Origin of the sequence: Wolbachia endosymbiont (group A) of Apotomis capreana, assembly GCF_964027025.1 — a bacterium.
In the GTDB taxonomy this organism is placed as follows: Bacteria; Pseudomonadota; Alphaproteobacteria; order Rickettsiales; family Anaplasmataceae; genus Wolbachia; species Wolbachia pipientis.
On sequence record NZ_OZ034721.1, the window covers coordinates 1267082 to 1284453 of the forward strand.

The following is a 17372-nucleotide window of genomic DNA, read 5'->3' on the forward strand; positions in this document are numbered from 1 at the left end:
TAATTAGCAAAAATAAGAAAAAGTAATAGCCCACTGGGCTATTACTTTTTTCACATATCATTTCAATGTAGCTGAGTTGATTTTGAAAATTATAATTTTTTATAGGAGTTAATATGAGTGATTACAGTATGAAGGCAACAGGAAAAGACTTTGAATTAATAGGCATAATAGGCGGAGATAACTCTAGAGTAATAGATGACATAGAAGTCAAAATTAAGCCTAAATCTTTTGAGAGCAATAAAGAAAAGAATGCGTCGGTTGGCTATGTTCATAAAGTTCTAGACAAACTAGTCGAAGATTTAAACGACACATTTGTTTCTGGCTTGGATTACCAATTGAGGCTTAATGCAAACTATGTTCAGAATAAATTGAGTAAGGATTTATATGATTTAGACAAGGTAGTTATGGGTACTAATCAGAATTATGAAAGTTTGGAAAAAAACTTTAATAATCTAAGAGAAGAAGTTGAAAAATTAAAAACAGGAACGGTTAGTGATGACGACATAGATGAATGGGAAGCACCAACTCACTCTGATATATTGTAGTAGTTAGGAAAGTCACAGCTTGCTAGCAGGCTGTTACTCTCTCTACATACTATTTCAATATAGCCAGATTAAGGAATCTATTTTAAAACTTTCGGCATATAGTTCTCATCATGTTTTGCAAACACCGTATCTGCAAGAAAGGTACTGTTATCAGACATTTTACCTTGCACAACAATACCACTTTTTTCTGAAAACATTGGTGGAAGTATTCCCTGATATTTCACCATAACGCTCTTATTAAAATCTGTCATTTGAAAAATCACTTCACTTTCGTTGCGTATCACGCTATTTTCAACAACCATTCCACCAACACGGATTAGTTTTTGACTATTTGGTAAAACTATTGCCTCACTTACTGTATAGAAAAATGAGATATTTTCTTTGAGCGTTGTTAAAATAAAAAAAACTGCACAACTTAAAAAGCAGAAAATTCCTGAAGTTATAAGTAATCGCTTATGTTTCTTCTTCATTATTATCTTTCAGGCTTTCTAGAATTTTTTTACTTTTAATATAGCAAGAAATGGTAAGAATCAGTTCTCCGGTAATCAATGTAAGACTAATAAGGTAAGCAAAAATCACATACGTGTTCATAATATATCGTTAATAAATAACTCACCTGCATCAAAATAAATTAAGCTTCCATCCTTTTGCTGCAACACCAATTTACCACTTTCATCTATATCAGCAAAAATTCCTTCGTACAATTTGTCAGCTAACTTTACACTGATTTGCTCGTTCATCTTGAATGCTCTTGTGAGCCACATTTTTCTTATAGCATAAAACCCATCAAACAGCCATTGCTTTCTTAGCTTATTAAAATTTATTATTAATTTCTCTAATAGATCTATGTTAGACACAGATTCACCGTAATTGCTAATACACGTTGTTCCTGGAAGTGGTGCATGATTGACATTAATTCCAATTCCTACAATAAGCCAATTCGAATTGGATCTTTTTTCAAGCAATATTCCACTGATTTTTTTACTATCAACTAGGACATCATTTGGCCATTTATATTGAATGTTACTATCATCCATAAATGACAGTAAAGTATTCCCTACAACAAGAGCAGTCACAAAAGTCAATTCTGTTAATTTGCTGATGTCTTTAACTTGACTCGTTAAGCCTACTGTTATCCCAGTACCATCCGATGTCATCCCAGTGCTTGACACTGGGATCCATGCTTCTTGATTCCTAGATTCCAGCGTCACGCACTGGAATGACACCGAAAGCTGGCTTTCATTCGGATAATCGTTAAAGAGGTTTATCACCAAACTCGCATAGAAATTACCTTCTGGAGAAACCCAACTTTTTCCGGTGCGCCCCCTGCCTTCTGTTTGTTTATCGGCAATAATAACAGTTTCATTTGATATTCCTCTGTTAATTAAGTCCAGTGCTTTTCCATTAGTGCTTAAAACTTCTTTGTAATGATGAATATGAAAACCCTCAGGGATCACCTTGTCAGCCCTTTAGTTCAATGAGTGAGTAAAACGTACAAGAAAAGAACGAGGTTAATCAGTGAAGCCACCGAAGTGATAATGAATAGACCCTTAGAATAAGTAACCTTATTACCACTAGCTTTATCGAAATACATAGCTTTTATAATATTTAGATAATAGTAACACGATATAACACTTGCCATTACAAGGATCAAAGACAGGGTGATAAAGCCAGAATTTATTAAACTTTTGAATATAAAAAATTTAGCGATAAAACCCGCAAGTGGAGGTATTCCCGACATCGAGAGTAACAGCACAGAAAGATGAAATGCTACAATTGGGCGTTTCTTCCCTATACCAGACAAGTTTGCAATATCACAATCGTCATCGTCAATTTGTACGAGATATGAGAATAGCCCTATGCTTGTGATGATATATATCACCAGATACATTAAGGCACTATCTGTTCCTGCTTGTGTAAAAATAGAAAGTGAAGCAAATATAAAACCAATGTGACCAATTGAACTGTAAGCAAGCAGCCTTTTTAAGTTTTGCTGACGCAAAGCCTCAAAAGCTGAGATAAGCACAGACAATGCTGAAACGTATAAGAAAATAGGCTGAACATAACTTTTTACATTTACTAACTCTTCATTCATCAATCGAATTAAAAATGTTACAAGTGCAGCTTTTGGGGCCGTAGAAAAAAACGCAGTTACTATGGTAGGTGCACCTTGATAGACATCTGGAGCCCACATATGAAAAGGAGCAATAGCAAGCTTGAAACACAAACCAATAAGGATAAAAACTAACCCAAAAACTATTCCATAAGTTATCTGATGGCTTTGCAAGAATGAACCGAGCTCAGAGAAATTGACTTGTCCTGTATATCCATAAAGCAGCGACATTCCATATAGCATAATGCAGGAAGATAGTGCACTAAGTGTAAAATATTTCACTCCTGCTTCACATGAATAAGCTGAATCTTTATTAAAGCTCGCAAGAACATACAAAGATATACTCATCAACTCAAAAGCTAAATAAAAAGAAATCAGACTATTTGCTGAAACCAAAGTTATCATGCCAAATAGCGCAAAAAGAATCAGTATTGAAAATTCATATTTATAGTCATATTTTGATAAATTCAGCATCAAAAGTATTAAAATTCCTGTGCTGAGAATTAACCCTTGGGCTGACCTGATGTATAAATTGAGTTTTAACAACGAATTAAAGAGAAAAATTTCATTGTTTTCTGCCGAAATAATTAAAATAATCAAAGTTACCACTGTGCAGCCAAGTGCTAATAAGTTGATAGTTCGGCGGTTAAATATAATTCCAAGCAGTAGCAACACTAACGAGGAGATAATAGAGAACGTTTCCGGCAATATCTGTATATAATTCATAGCGCATTATATTTGACTAACAAATTTGCCATACATGGCTTCAAATAATTCAGTGCAAGGGTTGGGTAGAATCCAAGCAAAATAACAAACACTGCAAGCAGAATTAAGACAGAAAATTCTATGCTATCCAAGCGGTTATTTAATAATTTAGAATAGCTAACCCCCCATATTATTTGCTTACATAAATTCAGCATATAAACTGCGCTTAAAATAGTGCCAAGTGCGATAAATCCTGTAAAAAACCCTATGCTCTTAAACATTCCAACCATAGCCAAAAACTCACCTATGAATCCAGATGTTCCAGGTAGCCCTATTGAAGCCATTGAAAATAAAATGAACATAAAACCAAATTTTGGCATTGTGTTTACTATGCCAAAATATTTTGCAATCTCCAAAGTTCCAGTTCGAGTATATAGCATTCCAACACACAAAAATAAAGCAGCAGAAATAAGGCCATGACTAATCATTTGAAATATGCTACCCAGTACTCCTTCCTCACAAAATGAAAAGAGGCCAGCAGTAACGATCCCCATATGTGCTATTGAAGAATAAGCTATTAACTTCTTTATATCATCTTGAGCAAACGCAACTAGCGAAGCATATATCACCGCAATAATGCTCAGCACAACAACGAAATTTGAAAAATATAAACTTGCCTGAGGAAGCATTGGAATAGAAAACCTTAAAAATCCATATCCTCCCATTTTAATAAGCAAGCCAGCTAAAATCACAGATCCAGAAGTTGGTGATTGTACATGCGCATCAGGAAGCCAAGTGTGAAATGGAAACATCGGTACTTTTATTGCAAAAGAAATAAAAAATGCAATCCACAGCAATGACTGCACTTCAAGATCAAGGCTTGGCACTAATGTAGCTAATTTTTGTATATTAAACGTTCCAAAAATGTTATAGATGTAAACCAATCCAAGTAGAAATAATAATGAGCCAGTTAATGTATAAAGAAACAACTTAAACGTTGCATATACCCTGTGTTTTCCTCCCCAGATGCCAATAATAAAGAACATTGGTATTAAAACAGCTTCAAAAAACACATAAAAGCTTATAGCATTCAGTGAAACGAAAAAACCGACTACAAAACTCTCAAGCAGTAGAAACAATGCCATATAGGCTTTTAGGGTCGTATAACTCATTTTGCAGTTGTAGAGTATACAAATTACAAACAAGAAAGTTGTAAGCAGAAGGAAAAGCAACGATATACCATCTATCCCTATTCCAACATTTCTAATTGGGTAGCTGACAAACTGAAAGTCCGCATTGTTATAATCAAATTCTATACAAACTACAATGCTAAGCAAAAATGGAAGTACAGCAAAAAATAGAGCAAGGAATCTTAGGTGTATAGATTGATGATTAATCCTGATTAAGGATAAAATCAACGCTCCTATCAGTGGAAGCAAGAATATACTAAGTAACAACACCTTCTATTTAATTCCAATAATATATAAAGCACCGATTATTAGAGTAACAAACATAATAAATGCATAATCAAATATATAACCAGTTTGTAACTTTATAGAACTTTTTGAACATTCATTAACCAACCTTACAACACCATTTGGTCCAAATGAATCAATAGCCTTAACATCAAACTTCCATAGAAGCCTAGATATAAACCTTATCGGTGCAATTATAACAAACTCATACACCTCATCAAAGTACCATTTATTCTGCAAAAACTTAAGTAAAAATTTACTCTTAATTTGCCTAATTACTTGATATTGGTAAATTAGGTACGCAAGTGCTATTCCACTTAGGCTTGCTAAGGTTGGCAGTAGTTTTATAAAGAAATTATGAACTCCATGCTCATCAATCATCACTAAACTTGATTTCCAAAACGCATTACTAGTTATGTTCAAAATATTTGCTCCCCATATTCCAGAAAATACTGATCCAAAAGCGAGTATCAGTAATGGTATAAGCATAATCTTTGGTGCCTCATGTATATTAATTTTACTTTGTTTTTGGCTGTGGAACACAAGAAGCAATAACCTCCAAGAGTAAAACGCTGTGAAGAATGCAACAACTAAGCTTATTACAAAAGCAAAGCTATCCGTGCTATAAGCATGTTCAATTATCAAATCCTTTGAATAAAAACCTGCAAATGGGAATATCCCAGAAAGCGCAAGAGATCCAATCCACATGAGAGCGTAAGTGCAAGGGATTTTCTTCCAGCAATTTCCCATTTTCTGAATGTTTTGCTCATGATGCATTGCATGAATCACATTGCCAGCACCAAGAAATAGTAGAGCTTTAAAAAAAGCGTGTGTCATTAAATGAAAAATAGCAACATTGTAAGCAGAAAGCCCACATGCCATGAACATATAACCAAGTTGACTGCAGGTTGAATAAGCAATTATTTTCTTTATATCGTTCTGAGTAATTGCAACGGTGGCTGCAAAAAAAGCAGTGAGTGCTCCAACGATAACTATTAATTCTCGTGCCACATTTGATAACTCAAACAATGGAGAACACTTTGCTACTAAAAATATACCTGCTGTTACCATCGTTGCTGCGTGAATAAGTGCAGAAACAGGAGTTGGCCCTTCCATTGCATCTGGCAACCAAACATGTAAACCAAGCTGTGCAGATTTACCCATACAGCCAATAAAAAGTAATATGCATATTATATGAGTTACTTTGAATTCACAGCAGAATGCCCTAATGTTCTGCGTGCCAAGAAGATCAGTTGTGTCGAAAACTTCAGTAAAATTCAAAGAGTGAAATGTATAATAAATAAGAAAGATTCCAATCAATAGTGCAAAGTCTCCTACCCTATTCACAACAAATGCTTTAATTGCTGCATTATTTGCAGAATATTTTTGGAACCAAAATCCTATGAGTAAATAAGAACATAGGCCAACCCCTTCCCAGCCAAAAAAAAGCTGCACGAAATTATCGCTTACAACCAGCACAATCATGCAAAACGTAAATAGCGATAGGTAAGAAAAAAACCTCGACTTCCCCTTATCATGCTCCATATAACCGATAGAGTAGAGATGTACTACCAGTGAAACGGTGGTAATAACAATAAGCATTAAGGATGAGAGAGCATCCACACTAATTGCCCAATTTACTTTTAAGATGCTCAATGAAAACAAAGGAAATAAACTCAAGTGATAATTTTCAGAGAAGGTGAGAAAAACATACCAAGATAAAACTGCAGATATTCCAATCCCTGCCGTTGTAACTAACTGACTTTTTCTAAAAAGTGCTGCAAATAGCGAACCAAAAAGTGGCAAAAATACTATTAATTTCAGTATATACGTCATACTTTTATTCTTTCATTAAGTTCGCTTGTTCAACGTCTATATTGCCACGGCTTCTATAATATACAACCAATATTGCAAGCCCAACTCCTGACTCTGCTGCCGCAACAGTCAACACAAACATCACAAAAATTTGCCCAACTATATCATTCATAAAGGCAGAAAAAGCAACTAAGTTGATATTAATTGCCAGCAATAATATTTCTATTGATAACAATATATTGATTATGCTCTTACGGTTGATGAAAATACCGCACACTCCAATAGTGAACAAAACAGCAGCAACTATCAGAAAATGATTTAATCCTATTTCCATTCTACTCCTTTTCCAAATTTAGCCTTAATCAATTTTACAGATGAAGATTGCGTCAATTGCTTTAACACATTCTGTTTTTTAACTCCTTTTTTCTTATCCTGCAAAGTAAGAGCAATTGCACCGACAATTGCAACAAGCAGCAAAATTCCAGAAAGATGAAAAGCATACATATAGTCAGTATATAGCAAATTACCAATAGCTTTCACGTTATTAGTATTATAGTTTATAACATTGCTTATATTCGGTGCTGAGCTGCGGATTACAAAGCTGATGATTAGAAAAAACACAACACATAATATAGCACCAAGAGTGAAATGCTTTGCAAAACCCTGGCGCAACCTTATGTAGTCAATATCGAGCATCATAACTACAAAGAGGAATAACACTGCAACTGCACCGATGTATACTATCAGTACCATCATAGCAATGAATTCAGCTCCAAGAAGAATGAAAAGCACTGCAGAGTTAACGAAGGTGAAAATTAAAAATAATACTGCATGCACAGGATTTCTTACGCTAATCACGCATACAGCAGATAAAATGCTTAGAATTGCAAAAAAATAAAAGAAAAAAGGCATTGATACTTTAACTGCAACAATAGTTACTAATTTAAAGTGACTATTGTTGTAAAGTCAATACTAAATGCCTACCTTATGGATGAACTTGCGATTGTGATTTTAAACACTCAGGAGTAAGGACATTCTTAATCACAGTACCTATGCTCATATGGCGATCCTTTTGCCTTTCTTCACTGACCTTTTCACAAGATTTTCCAATACCATAACCCACCAGTGCACCAACAACAGTGGCTGCAATAAATACTGCAACAGCAACAATAGCAGGAGCTAAAGTGGCAGCTCCTGCAAGGTATGCTATAGCTGCTCCAATAATTGCACCACCACTTAAAGCACAACAAGTTCTACAAGCGTTTGGCTTGCTTTTAGGATTTGAAATCTCTTCTATTATTTTAAGTTTTTCTGCTACTAAATCACTACCTTGTTGTTTTTCTTCATCATTTAACTTACCAAATTTATATAAAATCTTTGAAGTGCATTCTAAGTATTGTCCAACAGATTGCACATGTTCTTTTAGTGCATCTATTGTTACTCCTTCATTAAAGTGTTCTCTCAAAGTATCATGATCAAGACGATCAAGTTCCCACATAAATGAAGTATGTATCTCATTGATTTGCTTAATAAATTCCTCAAAGGGCTCCTTTATTTGTTCAACATAATAACTTATTATGTCAGTCGTTTTTTTAACTGATTCAACATTATGGATTCTTAAATTTTCCACAGATGTTAAAGACGTAATAACTATCCGTTCTTCAAGTGAAAGTTTTCTTTGCTCATCAGAATTAGTAGGCATATTTTCTCCTATTTACTATACTTAACATACAATAATTTTAACTAATATTTTCACAATTGTCAAATTTAGGCGTCCATTTTTCTCAAAGTTCAAAGTACACAACAAAAACTTTACAGAGTGCAAGTAGTAAAATTCTTGACAACTTTAATTTATTAATGCATAATATATGTATATTAATAATCAGCGGTAGCTCAAAATGTACAACATATTTGGTTATTTCAAAAGCAACAATAGTTCTTATACCAATTCCCGCTACACAAGTAACGGATAGACAATAATAGAAAAAAAGCCATACTGAAGTAAGTAAAGTAGCGAGGTTTAAATGGCATTAAGATCAAAATTATTGGATGAAAAAGTGGTGGAATCAGCAAAAGAAATGCTGAAGAAAGTAAGAAATAACGCATATGTTGCAAAAAAACTAAATGCTGTAATTGCAGCAAAAAAGCACAGTATAACAGCCGTAGCAAAGATATGCTGCATTTCAAGAAAGGCACTTACTGCATGACCTAAAATTTGGCAGAGAAGAAAAATTATTTGCTCCGCCTCAACGCCGTAGAAAAACTATATTGAATCAAAGTCAACGTGAACAAGTTGAGGTGTGGATAGAGGAAAACCCCAATATTACTATAAAAGAAATGAAAATAAGAATTCAAGAAAAGTTTGGTTTGAATATCAGCAAATCTACAGTACACCGTAATATGCAAAGAATGAAATTCTCATATATCACACCAAGACCAGTGCATAACGGACAAGATAAAAGTAAACAAGAGGAATTTAAAAAAAAATCTTAATGAAACTATTGTCATGTATCATGAAAAAGAGCTATTTTTCTTCGATGAATCGCGGTTTGGCACACATTCAAAGATTGGACACGGGTGGTTTAAAAAAGGCATTAGGACACAGGTTAAGGTAAAACTAGGTAGGCAAAATTTTTATCTCTATAGTGCAGTTAATCCCAGAAATGGAGAAAGTTCTAGCTCAAACGTCAATACTGATTGTATGAATATATTCCTTGAGCAGATGTCACAATATTTAGGAACAAGGGAGGCATTTCTTATCATGGATTGTGCTAGTTGGCATAAGTCAAAAAATTTAAAAGTACCTAAAAATATCGACATTATATACCTACCACCATACTCACCTGACCTCAATCCTGTTGAGAGGTTTTGGTTATATATAAAACAGAACATTTTGCGTAACAAAATCTACGACACAATTGCTTTGCTTGAGAGCGCTTTGTGCAAATTTATTACCTCTCTTTCTCACTCCACAATTAAAAAACTCTGCAATGCCGCTTATTTGATTCACTAGTAATGAGAATTGGTATAACGCACAAAGTAGCAGACTAGATGGAGAAAGTTATCAATACACCACAAGAGACTATATGACAATTTACTTTAATAACACACTAGCAAGTTTCAGTAGATCATTGAGAGAATTTAAAGAAAAAGCGTATGGATTTATGTATGATATCGGAACTTGGTTGAAAGAAACATATGAAAATCTCACTGAACGACCTGCAACGCATAATCGCTATACCCCAAAAGAAAAACCCCTTGTTGAAGTTGAAGAAATAGAAATGAAGGAACTAAACCGTACATATAAGCCATTCCAAACTCCACTTATCCACCCAACAAGCAGAAGTTCTGGTGCCAATACCTCAAATCAAGTTGTTGTTACTCGACATACACCTGAAACTACTAAAACAAAATAGATGTAAAACCTACGTTTAAATATGTAGTACTTGAGTGAAGCATTCTTTAACTGTTCTATTCAATAAAACCTTTACAATATTTCAATCATAGGTTTAACTTTACGAAGTTATAATCTATAGGGCTACGATGAACGATTATCTCTCACTGCTAAATCCAGAACAACAATCAGCTGTAACTAACATAGATGGACCGGTTTTAATATTGGCAGGAGCCGGAACCGGAAAAACAAGAACGATTACTTCAAGAATAGCACACATAATTAGAAATGGTCACGCTTATTCTGATGAAATATTAGCTGTTACATTCACAAATAAAGCAGCAAATGAGATGGTATCAAGGGTACTTGAGCTAACGGGCACAAACATACCATGGCTTGGCACTTTCCATGCAATTGCAGCAAAAATTTTGCGCCTGCACGCAGAAATTGTGGGCTTAAACCCCAATTTTACAATCATTGGTGTGGATGACCAATTACAGGTAATAAAAAATATTATCAATGAAATAAGCCCTGATTACCTATCAGAAAAATGTAAGACCATTATGAATATTATTCAGCAATGGAAAGAGAAGTGCTTATTGCCATCTGAAGTGGAAGATATTCAATCATTTAGGCCAGTGTACGTAACTGCACTCAAAGTCTATCACCAGTATCAGGAAAGGTTGAGATTCCTTAACTCTGTCGATTTTGGTGACTTATTGCTATATAACATACAACTCTTTAATCAAAAGACCGAAGTTCTGTCCTACTACCAAAACAAGTTTAAATATGTCATGGTAGATGAATATCAAGATACAAATGCGATACAATATCTTTGGCTAAAATACCTTGCAAAAGAGCACTCAAATATTTGCTGTGTAGGAGATGATGACCAGTCGATATATAGTTGGCGTGGTGCAGAAGTTGAAAATATTTTGAAGTTTTCTGATGATTTTAAAAATGCAAAAACCGTTAAACTAGAGTGTAACTACAGGTCAACATCCCACATACTTGCAACTGCGTCATATGTTATCAATCACAATAAGACTCGCTTAGAAAAAAAATTGTGGACAACAAACATTGAAGGGGAAAAGGTAAATCTAATAAAATTATGGGACGGAAAAGCTGAAGCAAGGTTCATAAGCGAACAGATATTAAAGCTCAATAAATACAGATTTAGTGACATTGCAGTGCTGGTAAGGGCCACTTTTCAAACTAGAGTTCTCGAAGAGTATTTTATAAAATATTCAATTCCCTACAAGATTATAAGTGGCGTAAAATTCTACGAACGTCAGGAAGTCAGGGATATAATTGCATATTTAAGACTCGTTACAAACAATAACGATGACTTAGCTTTCGAAAGGATCGTAAACCGGCCAAAAAGAAGCATAGGAGCTACAACTCTAAAGAAAATATACACGACTGCTCAGGATAACAAAATTTCTTTTTTTGAGGCAGCAAAAATATTAGTTAATAGTAATCAAGTAACCGAAAGAATTAAACTCTCACTAAATGATTTTTTAAATAAAATTAAAGCTTGGGAAGAAATAGTAAGCGTAAAACCACTGCATGAATTCGTTAAAATCGTAGCAAACCAATCAGGGTATATTGAAATGCTTGAAAATGAGGAGGTAACAGGCTTAGCACGAATAGAAAATGTCAAGGAGCTCATCTCATCTTTAAAAAATTTCGATAATGCCACAACTTTCTTGGAGCACATAAGTTTGGTGATGGAAGTGGATAATATGAATAACGATGACACCGTATATGTTATGACTCTTCATGCAGCCAAAGGACTTGAATTCCCGTGCGTGTTTCTACCTGGTTGGGAAGAGGGATTATTTCCTCATCAAAGATCTTTTGATGACAAAAGTGGTAAAGCTTTAGAAGAAGAAAGGAGACTCGCATATGTTGGCATAACCAGAGCCAAAGAAAGGTTAATCATTTCATGTGCAGATAGGAGGGAAATTAACAACCAGTGGCAACCGATGCGCACTTCTCGGTTCATTAAAGAATTGCCAAGAGAAAATGTTGAGGTAATTAAAAGCAACATTGCCTACTGTTGAAGCTATAATTGCAGATAAACATATCTTACAAATCTGAATTACTTTAACTATATGTTTCTCCTGGCAAAAATTCTGTAACCGTTCACACTTAATTCTTCAATCTCATACCAATTTCTATTACATAACAAACAAATAGACAATAGAAGTGAGAAGGTTATACTAAGGCAGTATAATGATGGAGTTTTGGAATGGCATTGGTATCAGGTTGCAATTTTAGCTTACATTGTGCCAATCTTTCTTCAATTGCTGCTCGCATAAATTCTGCCTGTCTTTTAGTTCTGCAGTGCACTATCGCATCATCCACATATCTTTCAAATGGTACTGTTGGGTGATTTTGTTTCATCCATATATCAAATGCATGGTGCATAAATATGTTTGAAATGATTGGGCTTATTGAACCTCCTTGCGGAACTCCTTTTTTCCCTAACTACCTTACTGCCATCTGCTTGCTGAATAGGGGATTTCATCCACCTTTCAACATACAGTATGACCCATTTGCAGTCTGTGTGCTTCTTGATAGCCTGCAGTGCTAAATTGTGGTCCAGATTGTCGAAAAATCCTGTAACATCAACAGCTTTCTTGGTAATCGTATCCTGTCTCCAATAAACAGCGGTTTTGCTATGTATCCTTGATCAGCAAAAAACTTACGTAAAGTTGGAGCCTTGTATTTAGCTTGAGTGAAAAGATTTAGAGCACCATCACGATCTTGAACACTTGCACTATGAACATCAGCCGCAATAATTAAGCCCACTGTATCTACAACAATATGACGTTTTCTACCCTTTATTTTTTTTTCAGCATCATATCCTCTGGATCCCCTTTTTGAGTGGTTTTTACTGATTGACTGTCAATTATTCCTACTGAAGGTGTTTCATTTTTACCAAACATTTTTCTTACCTCTTTTACTAGCATATTATGTATTTTTTCCAATTTGCCATTACTACGTCACCTGAGAAAATAGTCATACACCGTCTTCCATGGAGGAAAATCTTTCGGCAGCATTCTCCATTGACAACCACCTCTCATTATATACCTTATTGCATTAATAATTGTTCTGATATTGTGCTTTCTTGGCCTCCCTATCTTTCCTTGTGCAACATGTGGCTCCAAAATTTCCCATTCCTTATCACTTATATCACTTGGATACAATTTTCCCTCCTATTTTTTACTTACACTATCATATTTTTTTCCTCATTCCTTTTCAAGACATACTCTTAGACAACTGGACGTCAAGCCTATCCTAGTGCTGCATATCAAGCTCATACTCAGTATGTAAATCTTTGACTAAAGCTACAGCGCATTCTTTTTGAACAATTATACTGATTTTGATTTCAGATGTTGTGATAGCAAGTATTTCTATCTTTTTTTCGCTTAAAACCTTGAGTGTGCGGTGCATCACTTCAGTGTTAGACATAACACCAATACCAATTATTGAAATTTTAGCTACATTATCGTTTATAGCATAATTTTCATTCTTATTCAGTAACTTTTCCATTAAATCAATATCAAATTTGGAGATAACAAAACTTGACCCATGTATCATATCAATTTTAACGTTTGCTCCTGCTATGTCTCTTAAAGTGCGCAAGTTATTTGCAAGGTTAGTGAAAGTTACAAGAGCTTCATTAGTGCTATAAGCTATTCCAGTAATTAAGTATCTCTCTAGTACCTCCCTTTTGTGTAGCACTGTGGTGCCTTCTACTTCCTTAAAAGTGGATAGCACTTGCACTTTAATGTCATGTTTCATTGCAAGTTGTACTGAACGATTATGCAATATTTTAGCACCAGATGACGACATTTCCAACATTTCATCGTAAGAGATAAATTTGAGCTTGCGTGCCTTTGGAACAATTCTCGGGTCTGCTGTATATATTCCATCAATATCAGTAAAAATTTCGCAAGTTCTAACACCAAAGGCTACCGCGAAGGCAACTGCTGATATATCAGAGCCTCCTCTTCCAAAAGTAGTGATTCTATCATCATTTATACCCTGAAAACCAGCAATGATCGCAGCAGTATAACCCTCAGCAAAAGATCTTTTCACACGTTCAATCTTTATTGTTTTTATTTTAGACTCAGAATAAAAATCATCAGTTACAATTGGTAACTGCCAGGCAAGCCACGATTTAGCATTAACTCCGATCGATTGGAGAGTGATAGCTAATAGACCGCAAGAGATTTGTTCTCCTGCTGAAAGCATAACGTCATACTCTGATAACTCTTGTCTATAACTTAAATTTGAGATTTGCCTAGCCTGAAAAACCATTTGGTCAGTAAATCCTGCAACAGCAGATACAACAACGATTACATTACAACCTTTCTCAATATCGTTTTTTATCAAATTTGCAACTCGGTTTAAATCAGTTAGCGAAGTCCCACCAAATTTTTTTATGATTATTTTGTCCATAGTTACAATATAACTCTCTTCTGAAGAAAAATATAGTTTTTGTAGAGATAGCAGCTTGCAAGCCATTCAGAAAAGGGAAGACAAAGCTATAGCTAACGCGTCATACCACGATTCATTCCATAGCTGTACGAACATTCATTTTTGAAGGTAAATTGCACAGCAAATGGTGTCATCCCAGTGCCTAGGTCTTGTCGACATAAAAAAATAGTGATATAGAGTACTCTTTATTAATAGGTAAAGAGAATGCTATATGATTTAAAAGATGAGCAATGGGAGAGAATAAAAAACAGTCTGCCAGGTAAGGAAGGAGATAGAGGAAGAAGCGCAAAAGATAACAGGAGATTCGTAGCTGCAATAATGTGGATAGGTAGAACAGGAGCAACATGGAGAGCATTGCCGGCTGAGTATGGAAAATGGTCAAGTGTACATAAACGTTTTATAAGGTGGGCAAAATCTGGTGTTTGGCAGATGATTTTCAACACATTAGCTGTTAATGGAGACACAGAGTGGCTCATGATAGACTCAACAATAATCAGGGCACATCAACATGCTGCTGGTGCAAGAAAAAAATGTGGAAACTGGTAGACAAGAACAAGAGCTGGGACGGTGCAAAGGAGGATTTTCAAGCAAATTACACGCTGCTTGTGATGCTTTGGGCAACCCACTGAGATTCTTTGTTACTGCAGGGCAAAGATCGGATTACGTAAAAGCTTTAGACCTGATAGAAGGCAAGAACATGGAGGCACTTATTGCCGATAAAGGGTATGACGCAAATTATATGATTGAGGCTGCAGAAGCTGTAAATGCTGAGCCAGTAATCCCACCGCGTTCCAACAGAAAAACACCAAGAGAATATGACAAAGAATTGTATAAAGAGAGAAACTTAATCGAAAGGATGTTCAACAAAATCAAGCACTTCCGCAGAGTTGCTACACGCTACGACAAATTGGCCATAGCTTTTCTGTCTTTTGTTCACATTGCTGGCATTTATCTTTGGTTAAAATAAATGTCGACACTGCCTAGACACTGGGATCCAGAAGACTTAATTTCAACCAAGTGGCTGCATAATAAAGGCTGGATTCCAGTGCCAAGCACTGGAATGACACCCTCCCTTGTGGAAATTGCTCTCAAATCACAATGTTCGTACAGCTATGGATTCATTCGCGGTATAGATTCCGCTAACTAGTAGCGGAATGACGAATTTGTTGTTTTAAAATTGTCAGTAAATCTAAGTTAGTTTAGCTATATAGCACGAACTAAACCACTAAGCAGCAGAAGACCTTGCATGACCTCCAAAAAATGCTTTTACTCTTTCAAGATAAGTAGGTGGTTCTGCAGGGATTTCTATTTCATCTATTTTAGAATATATTGCCGCGTCTACGACTTCATCCGTTATTAACTCCCTTAACCTTTGTTTTATCTGCCCTCTCTGAATATGCTCCCCATAGTCGTTATAAAACTTTACATATAATTCCTTAAACACGAATTCTTTTATAGCATCTCTTGTATAAGAAATGCCGTCCTTTACTTCATCACTCACGTTGCTCAAATCCACCCCAGAACTTGGTGAATACAAATTATCAAAATTTTCTTTCAAAACTTTTATTTTATGGTAGTGCTTATCCACATATTTCTCAAGAAATCTTTTAGTAGCATTACCAGCCAACTTCCCCATTAGCTGAGGCTCCAGTTGAGCTGCAAAGTTGTTTTCTGCTTCAAGGCCACTTAATGCATAAATAATACGGAGAAGCATTCCAGGACCACATTGGCGGTTACTTTCTTCAAAGCGAACCAGTAATATAGATTTCAATAGTTCTACGTCTGCATTTTGCTCTCTTGCCGCAATTAAAACTAAATTTATAGCCTGTGTCAATGTCAATCCGGTTTGTGAATCTACCCAATTTACCCACTCCCCAGTTTCATAACCATCCAATCTTAGATAAGGTTCTATCATTCGTTTTTGCTGACTTGTTAAACCGCTTATATAACTTTTAAACTCTTCATCCAACTCATTTAACGGCGTACCATGTTCTTCCTTTAATTTTTTGGCACATTCAATAACGCTTTGCTGAAAACTTCTAGTATGAACGCTCTGACTACTAGTACCCACATCACTTACATTAAACAAAAAGCTTAGCTGCTTTACATTCAAACCCAAAGGTGAAAAGAGTTTTACTGATGGATATTTTATTAACTCAAGAAGTGCTACTGGAATTAGCAGTGCATAATTTAACAATAATAAACCAAAATTAAATATAAGAAACCCACGTAGAGCTGATACCTTTGATGCAATATACAAAAATGGAAGCTGTAGGTAATATATCAAGTGTATACTGAAGAATAAGATTTTGTCCTTTAATTTTATTGTTGGATCTTTATAAACCTCAAACAACATGCTATTGCTATCAATATTGTTGTTTTTAAAGGAGGTATAGTTGTTTATGATCTTCTCTTGCAAGGGAAGAAGCATTTTATTCAGGCAAATAAACGCAGCAATAACAATAAAACCTGTAGCCAAAAATGCTAGTGCAGGGCTAGAAGTGCTTGTAGATAAATAGGCATAAAGACCATCAACAATTAAGTTTTTGTATAATCTTTCAAAGGGACGAACTAGAATCGGGTCAAGGATATAGTTAACAAGAAGATTTAAATAATACACGAGAAACAAAAGTGCAATCAAAAATGCAATAATACTACAAACAACCAAAAATGCTTTTAATCTCGGATTCATAACCCCCTCTTAATAATCTGTTAATATAATCTATTTTAGGAATAAATTGAAAAAAATGCAAGTTTTTATGTTAAAAGATCAATTGAAATTTCTGAGTTTAGGGTATATTGTTAATCTATTT

General features: G+C 35.0%; 17 protein-coding genes and 2 pseudogenes. 6 read left to right on the forward strand and 13 right to left on the reverse strand.

All coding sequences use genetic code 11. The annotated features are described in order from the left end of the window. The first annotated feature begins 113 nt into the window (after positions 1–113). A complete protein-coding gene (locus tag AAGD50_RS06380; RefSeq protein ID WP_264723875.1) occupies positions 114–545 on the forward strand; it encodes a hypothetical protein in 432 nt (143 codons plus the stop codon). 77 nt (positions 546–622) lie between these two features. Here the strand turns inward: AAGD50_RS06380 and ccmE are convergent, their stop codons facing one another. From ccmE to AAGD50_RS06420, 8 genes are all read right to left on the reverse strand, one after another. Continuing rightward, a complete protein-coding gene (gene ccmE, locus AAGD50_RS06385) occupies positions 623–1015 on the reverse strand; it encodes a cytochrome c maturation protein CcmE (protein ID WP_264723874.1) in 393 nt (130 codons plus the stop codon). A gap of 117 nt (positions 1016–1132) precedes the next feature. After that, on the reverse strand, positions 1133–2002 hold the full coding sequence (locus AAGD50_RS06390; RefSeq protein WP_341810036.1) for a biotin--[acetyl-CoA-carboxylase] ligase: 870 nt from the start codon (positions 2000–2002) through the stop codon (positions 1133–1135). 17 nt (positions 2003–2019) lie between these two features. Beyond that, positions 2020–3384, reverse strand: coding sequence for an NADH-quinone oxidoreductase subunit N (locus AAGD50_RS06395; protein WP_264723872.1), 1365 nt, complete (start codon positions 3382–3384; stop codon positions 2020–2022). Then, positions 3381–4823: a NuoM family protein gene (locus AAGD50_RS06400; RefSeq protein ID WP_264339642.1), complete on the reverse strand. Its 1443-nt coding sequence runs from the start codon at positions 4821–4823 to the stop codon at positions 3381–3383. Before AAGD50_RS06400 ends, AAGD50_RS06395 begins: the two co-directional genes overlap by 4 nt. 3 nt (positions 4824–4826) lie before the next feature. Next, positions 4827–6674: an NADH-quinone oxidoreductase subunit L gene (gene nuoL / locus AAGD50_RS06405; protein ID WP_182309334.1), complete on the reverse strand. Its 1848-nt coding sequence runs from the start codon at positions 6672–6674 to the stop codon at positions 4827–4829. Between the two features lie 4 nt (positions 6675–6678). Next, entirely contained in the window at positions 6679–6987 is a 309-nt protein-coding gene (nuoK, locus tag AAGD50_RS06410) for an NADH-quinone oxidoreductase subunit NuoK (protein ID WP_006012916.1), read from the reverse strand. Then, a complete protein-coding gene (locus AAGD50_RS06415; protein WP_264339643.1) occupies positions 6978–7565 on the reverse strand; it encodes an NADH-quinone oxidoreductase subunit J in 588 nt (195 codons plus the stop codon). Before AAGD50_RS06415 ends, nuoK begins: the two co-directional genes overlap by 10 nt. A 73-nt stretch (positions 7566–7638) precedes the next feature. Beyond that, positions 7639–8355 carry a hypothetical protein gene (locus AAGD50_RS06420; protein WP_174515685.1) on the reverse strand — a complete coding sequence of 239 codons (717 nt, stop codon included), beginning with the start codon at positions 8353–8355 and terminating at the stop codon, positions 7639–7641. 322 nt (positions 8356–8677) lie between these two features. Between AAGD50_RS06420 and AAGD50_RS06425 the strand changes: the two are divergent. The 3 genes and pseudogenes from AAGD50_RS06425 (at position 8678) to AAGD50_RS06435 (ending at position 12113) form a co-directional block, all read left to right on the forward strand. Beyond that, positions 8678–9666, forward strand: a pseudogene (locus AAGD50_RS06425) (IS630 family transposase). A 73-nt stretch (positions 9667–9739) separates the two neighbouring features. Beyond that, a complete protein-coding gene (locus AAGD50_RS06430; RefSeq protein WP_246165590.1) occupies positions 9740–10069 on the forward strand; it encodes a hypothetical protein in 330 nt (109 codons plus the stop codon). 127 nt (positions 10070–10196) lie between these two features. Further along, complete coding sequence (locus AAGD50_RS06435) at positions 10197–12113, forward strand: ATP-dependent helicase (RefSeq protein WP_155969319.1); 1917 nt, start codon at positions 10197–10199, stop codon at positions 12111–12113. A 154-nt stretch (positions 12114–12267) separates the two neighbouring features. Here the strand turns inward: AAGD50_RS06435 and AAGD50_RS06440 are convergent, their stop codons facing one another. The 4 genes from AAGD50_RS06440 to AAGD50_RS06450 form a co-directional block, all read right to left on the reverse strand. Then, complete coding sequence (locus AAGD50_RS06440) at positions 12268–12480, reverse strand: hypothetical protein (protein ID WP_065094389.1); 213 nt, start codon at positions 12478–12480, stop codon at positions 12268–12270. Positions 12481–12642: 162 nt separating this feature from the next. Further along, positions 12643–12900 (reverse strand): transposase, encoded by a 258-nt coding sequence (locus AAGD50_RS06855; protein ID WP_138264905.1) that lies wholly within the window; start codon positions 12898–12900, stop codon positions 12643–12645. A 158-nt stretch (positions 12901–13058) separates the two neighbouring features. Then, a complete protein-coding gene (locus tag AAGD50_RS06445; RefSeq protein WP_007549940.1) occupies positions 13059–13262 on the reverse strand; it encodes an IS5 family transposase in 204 nt (67 codons plus the stop codon). A 91-nt stretch (positions 13263–13353) separates the two neighbouring features. Further along, a complete protein-coding gene (locus AAGD50_RS06450) occupies positions 13354–14520 on the reverse strand; it encodes an aspartate kinase (protein WP_264723870.1) in 1167 nt (388 codons plus the stop codon). Between the two features lie 243 nt (positions 14521–14763). On the opposite strand from AAGD50_RS06450, the pseudogene AAGD50_RS06455 reads away from it, so the two are divergent. Both AAGD50_RS06455 and AAGD50_RS06460 read left to right on the forward strand, forming a co-directional pair. Then, positions 14764–15526, forward strand: a pseudogene (locus AAGD50_RS06455) (IS5 family transposase). Continuing rightward, positions 15527–15706, forward strand: coding sequence for a WPE palindromic element domain-containing protein (locus AAGD50_RS06460; protein WP_264723909.1), 180 nt, complete (start codon positions 15527–15529; stop codon positions 15704–15706). A gap of 78 nt (positions 15707–15784) precedes the next feature. Here AAGD50_RS06460 and AAGD50_RS06465 read toward each other — a convergent pair whose 3' ends face one another. Next, a complete protein-coding gene (locus AAGD50_RS06465) occupies positions 15785–17251 on the reverse strand; it encodes a hypothetical protein (RefSeq protein WP_265024486.1) in 1467 nt (488 codons plus the stop codon). Positions 17252–17372: the final 121 nt, after the last annotated feature.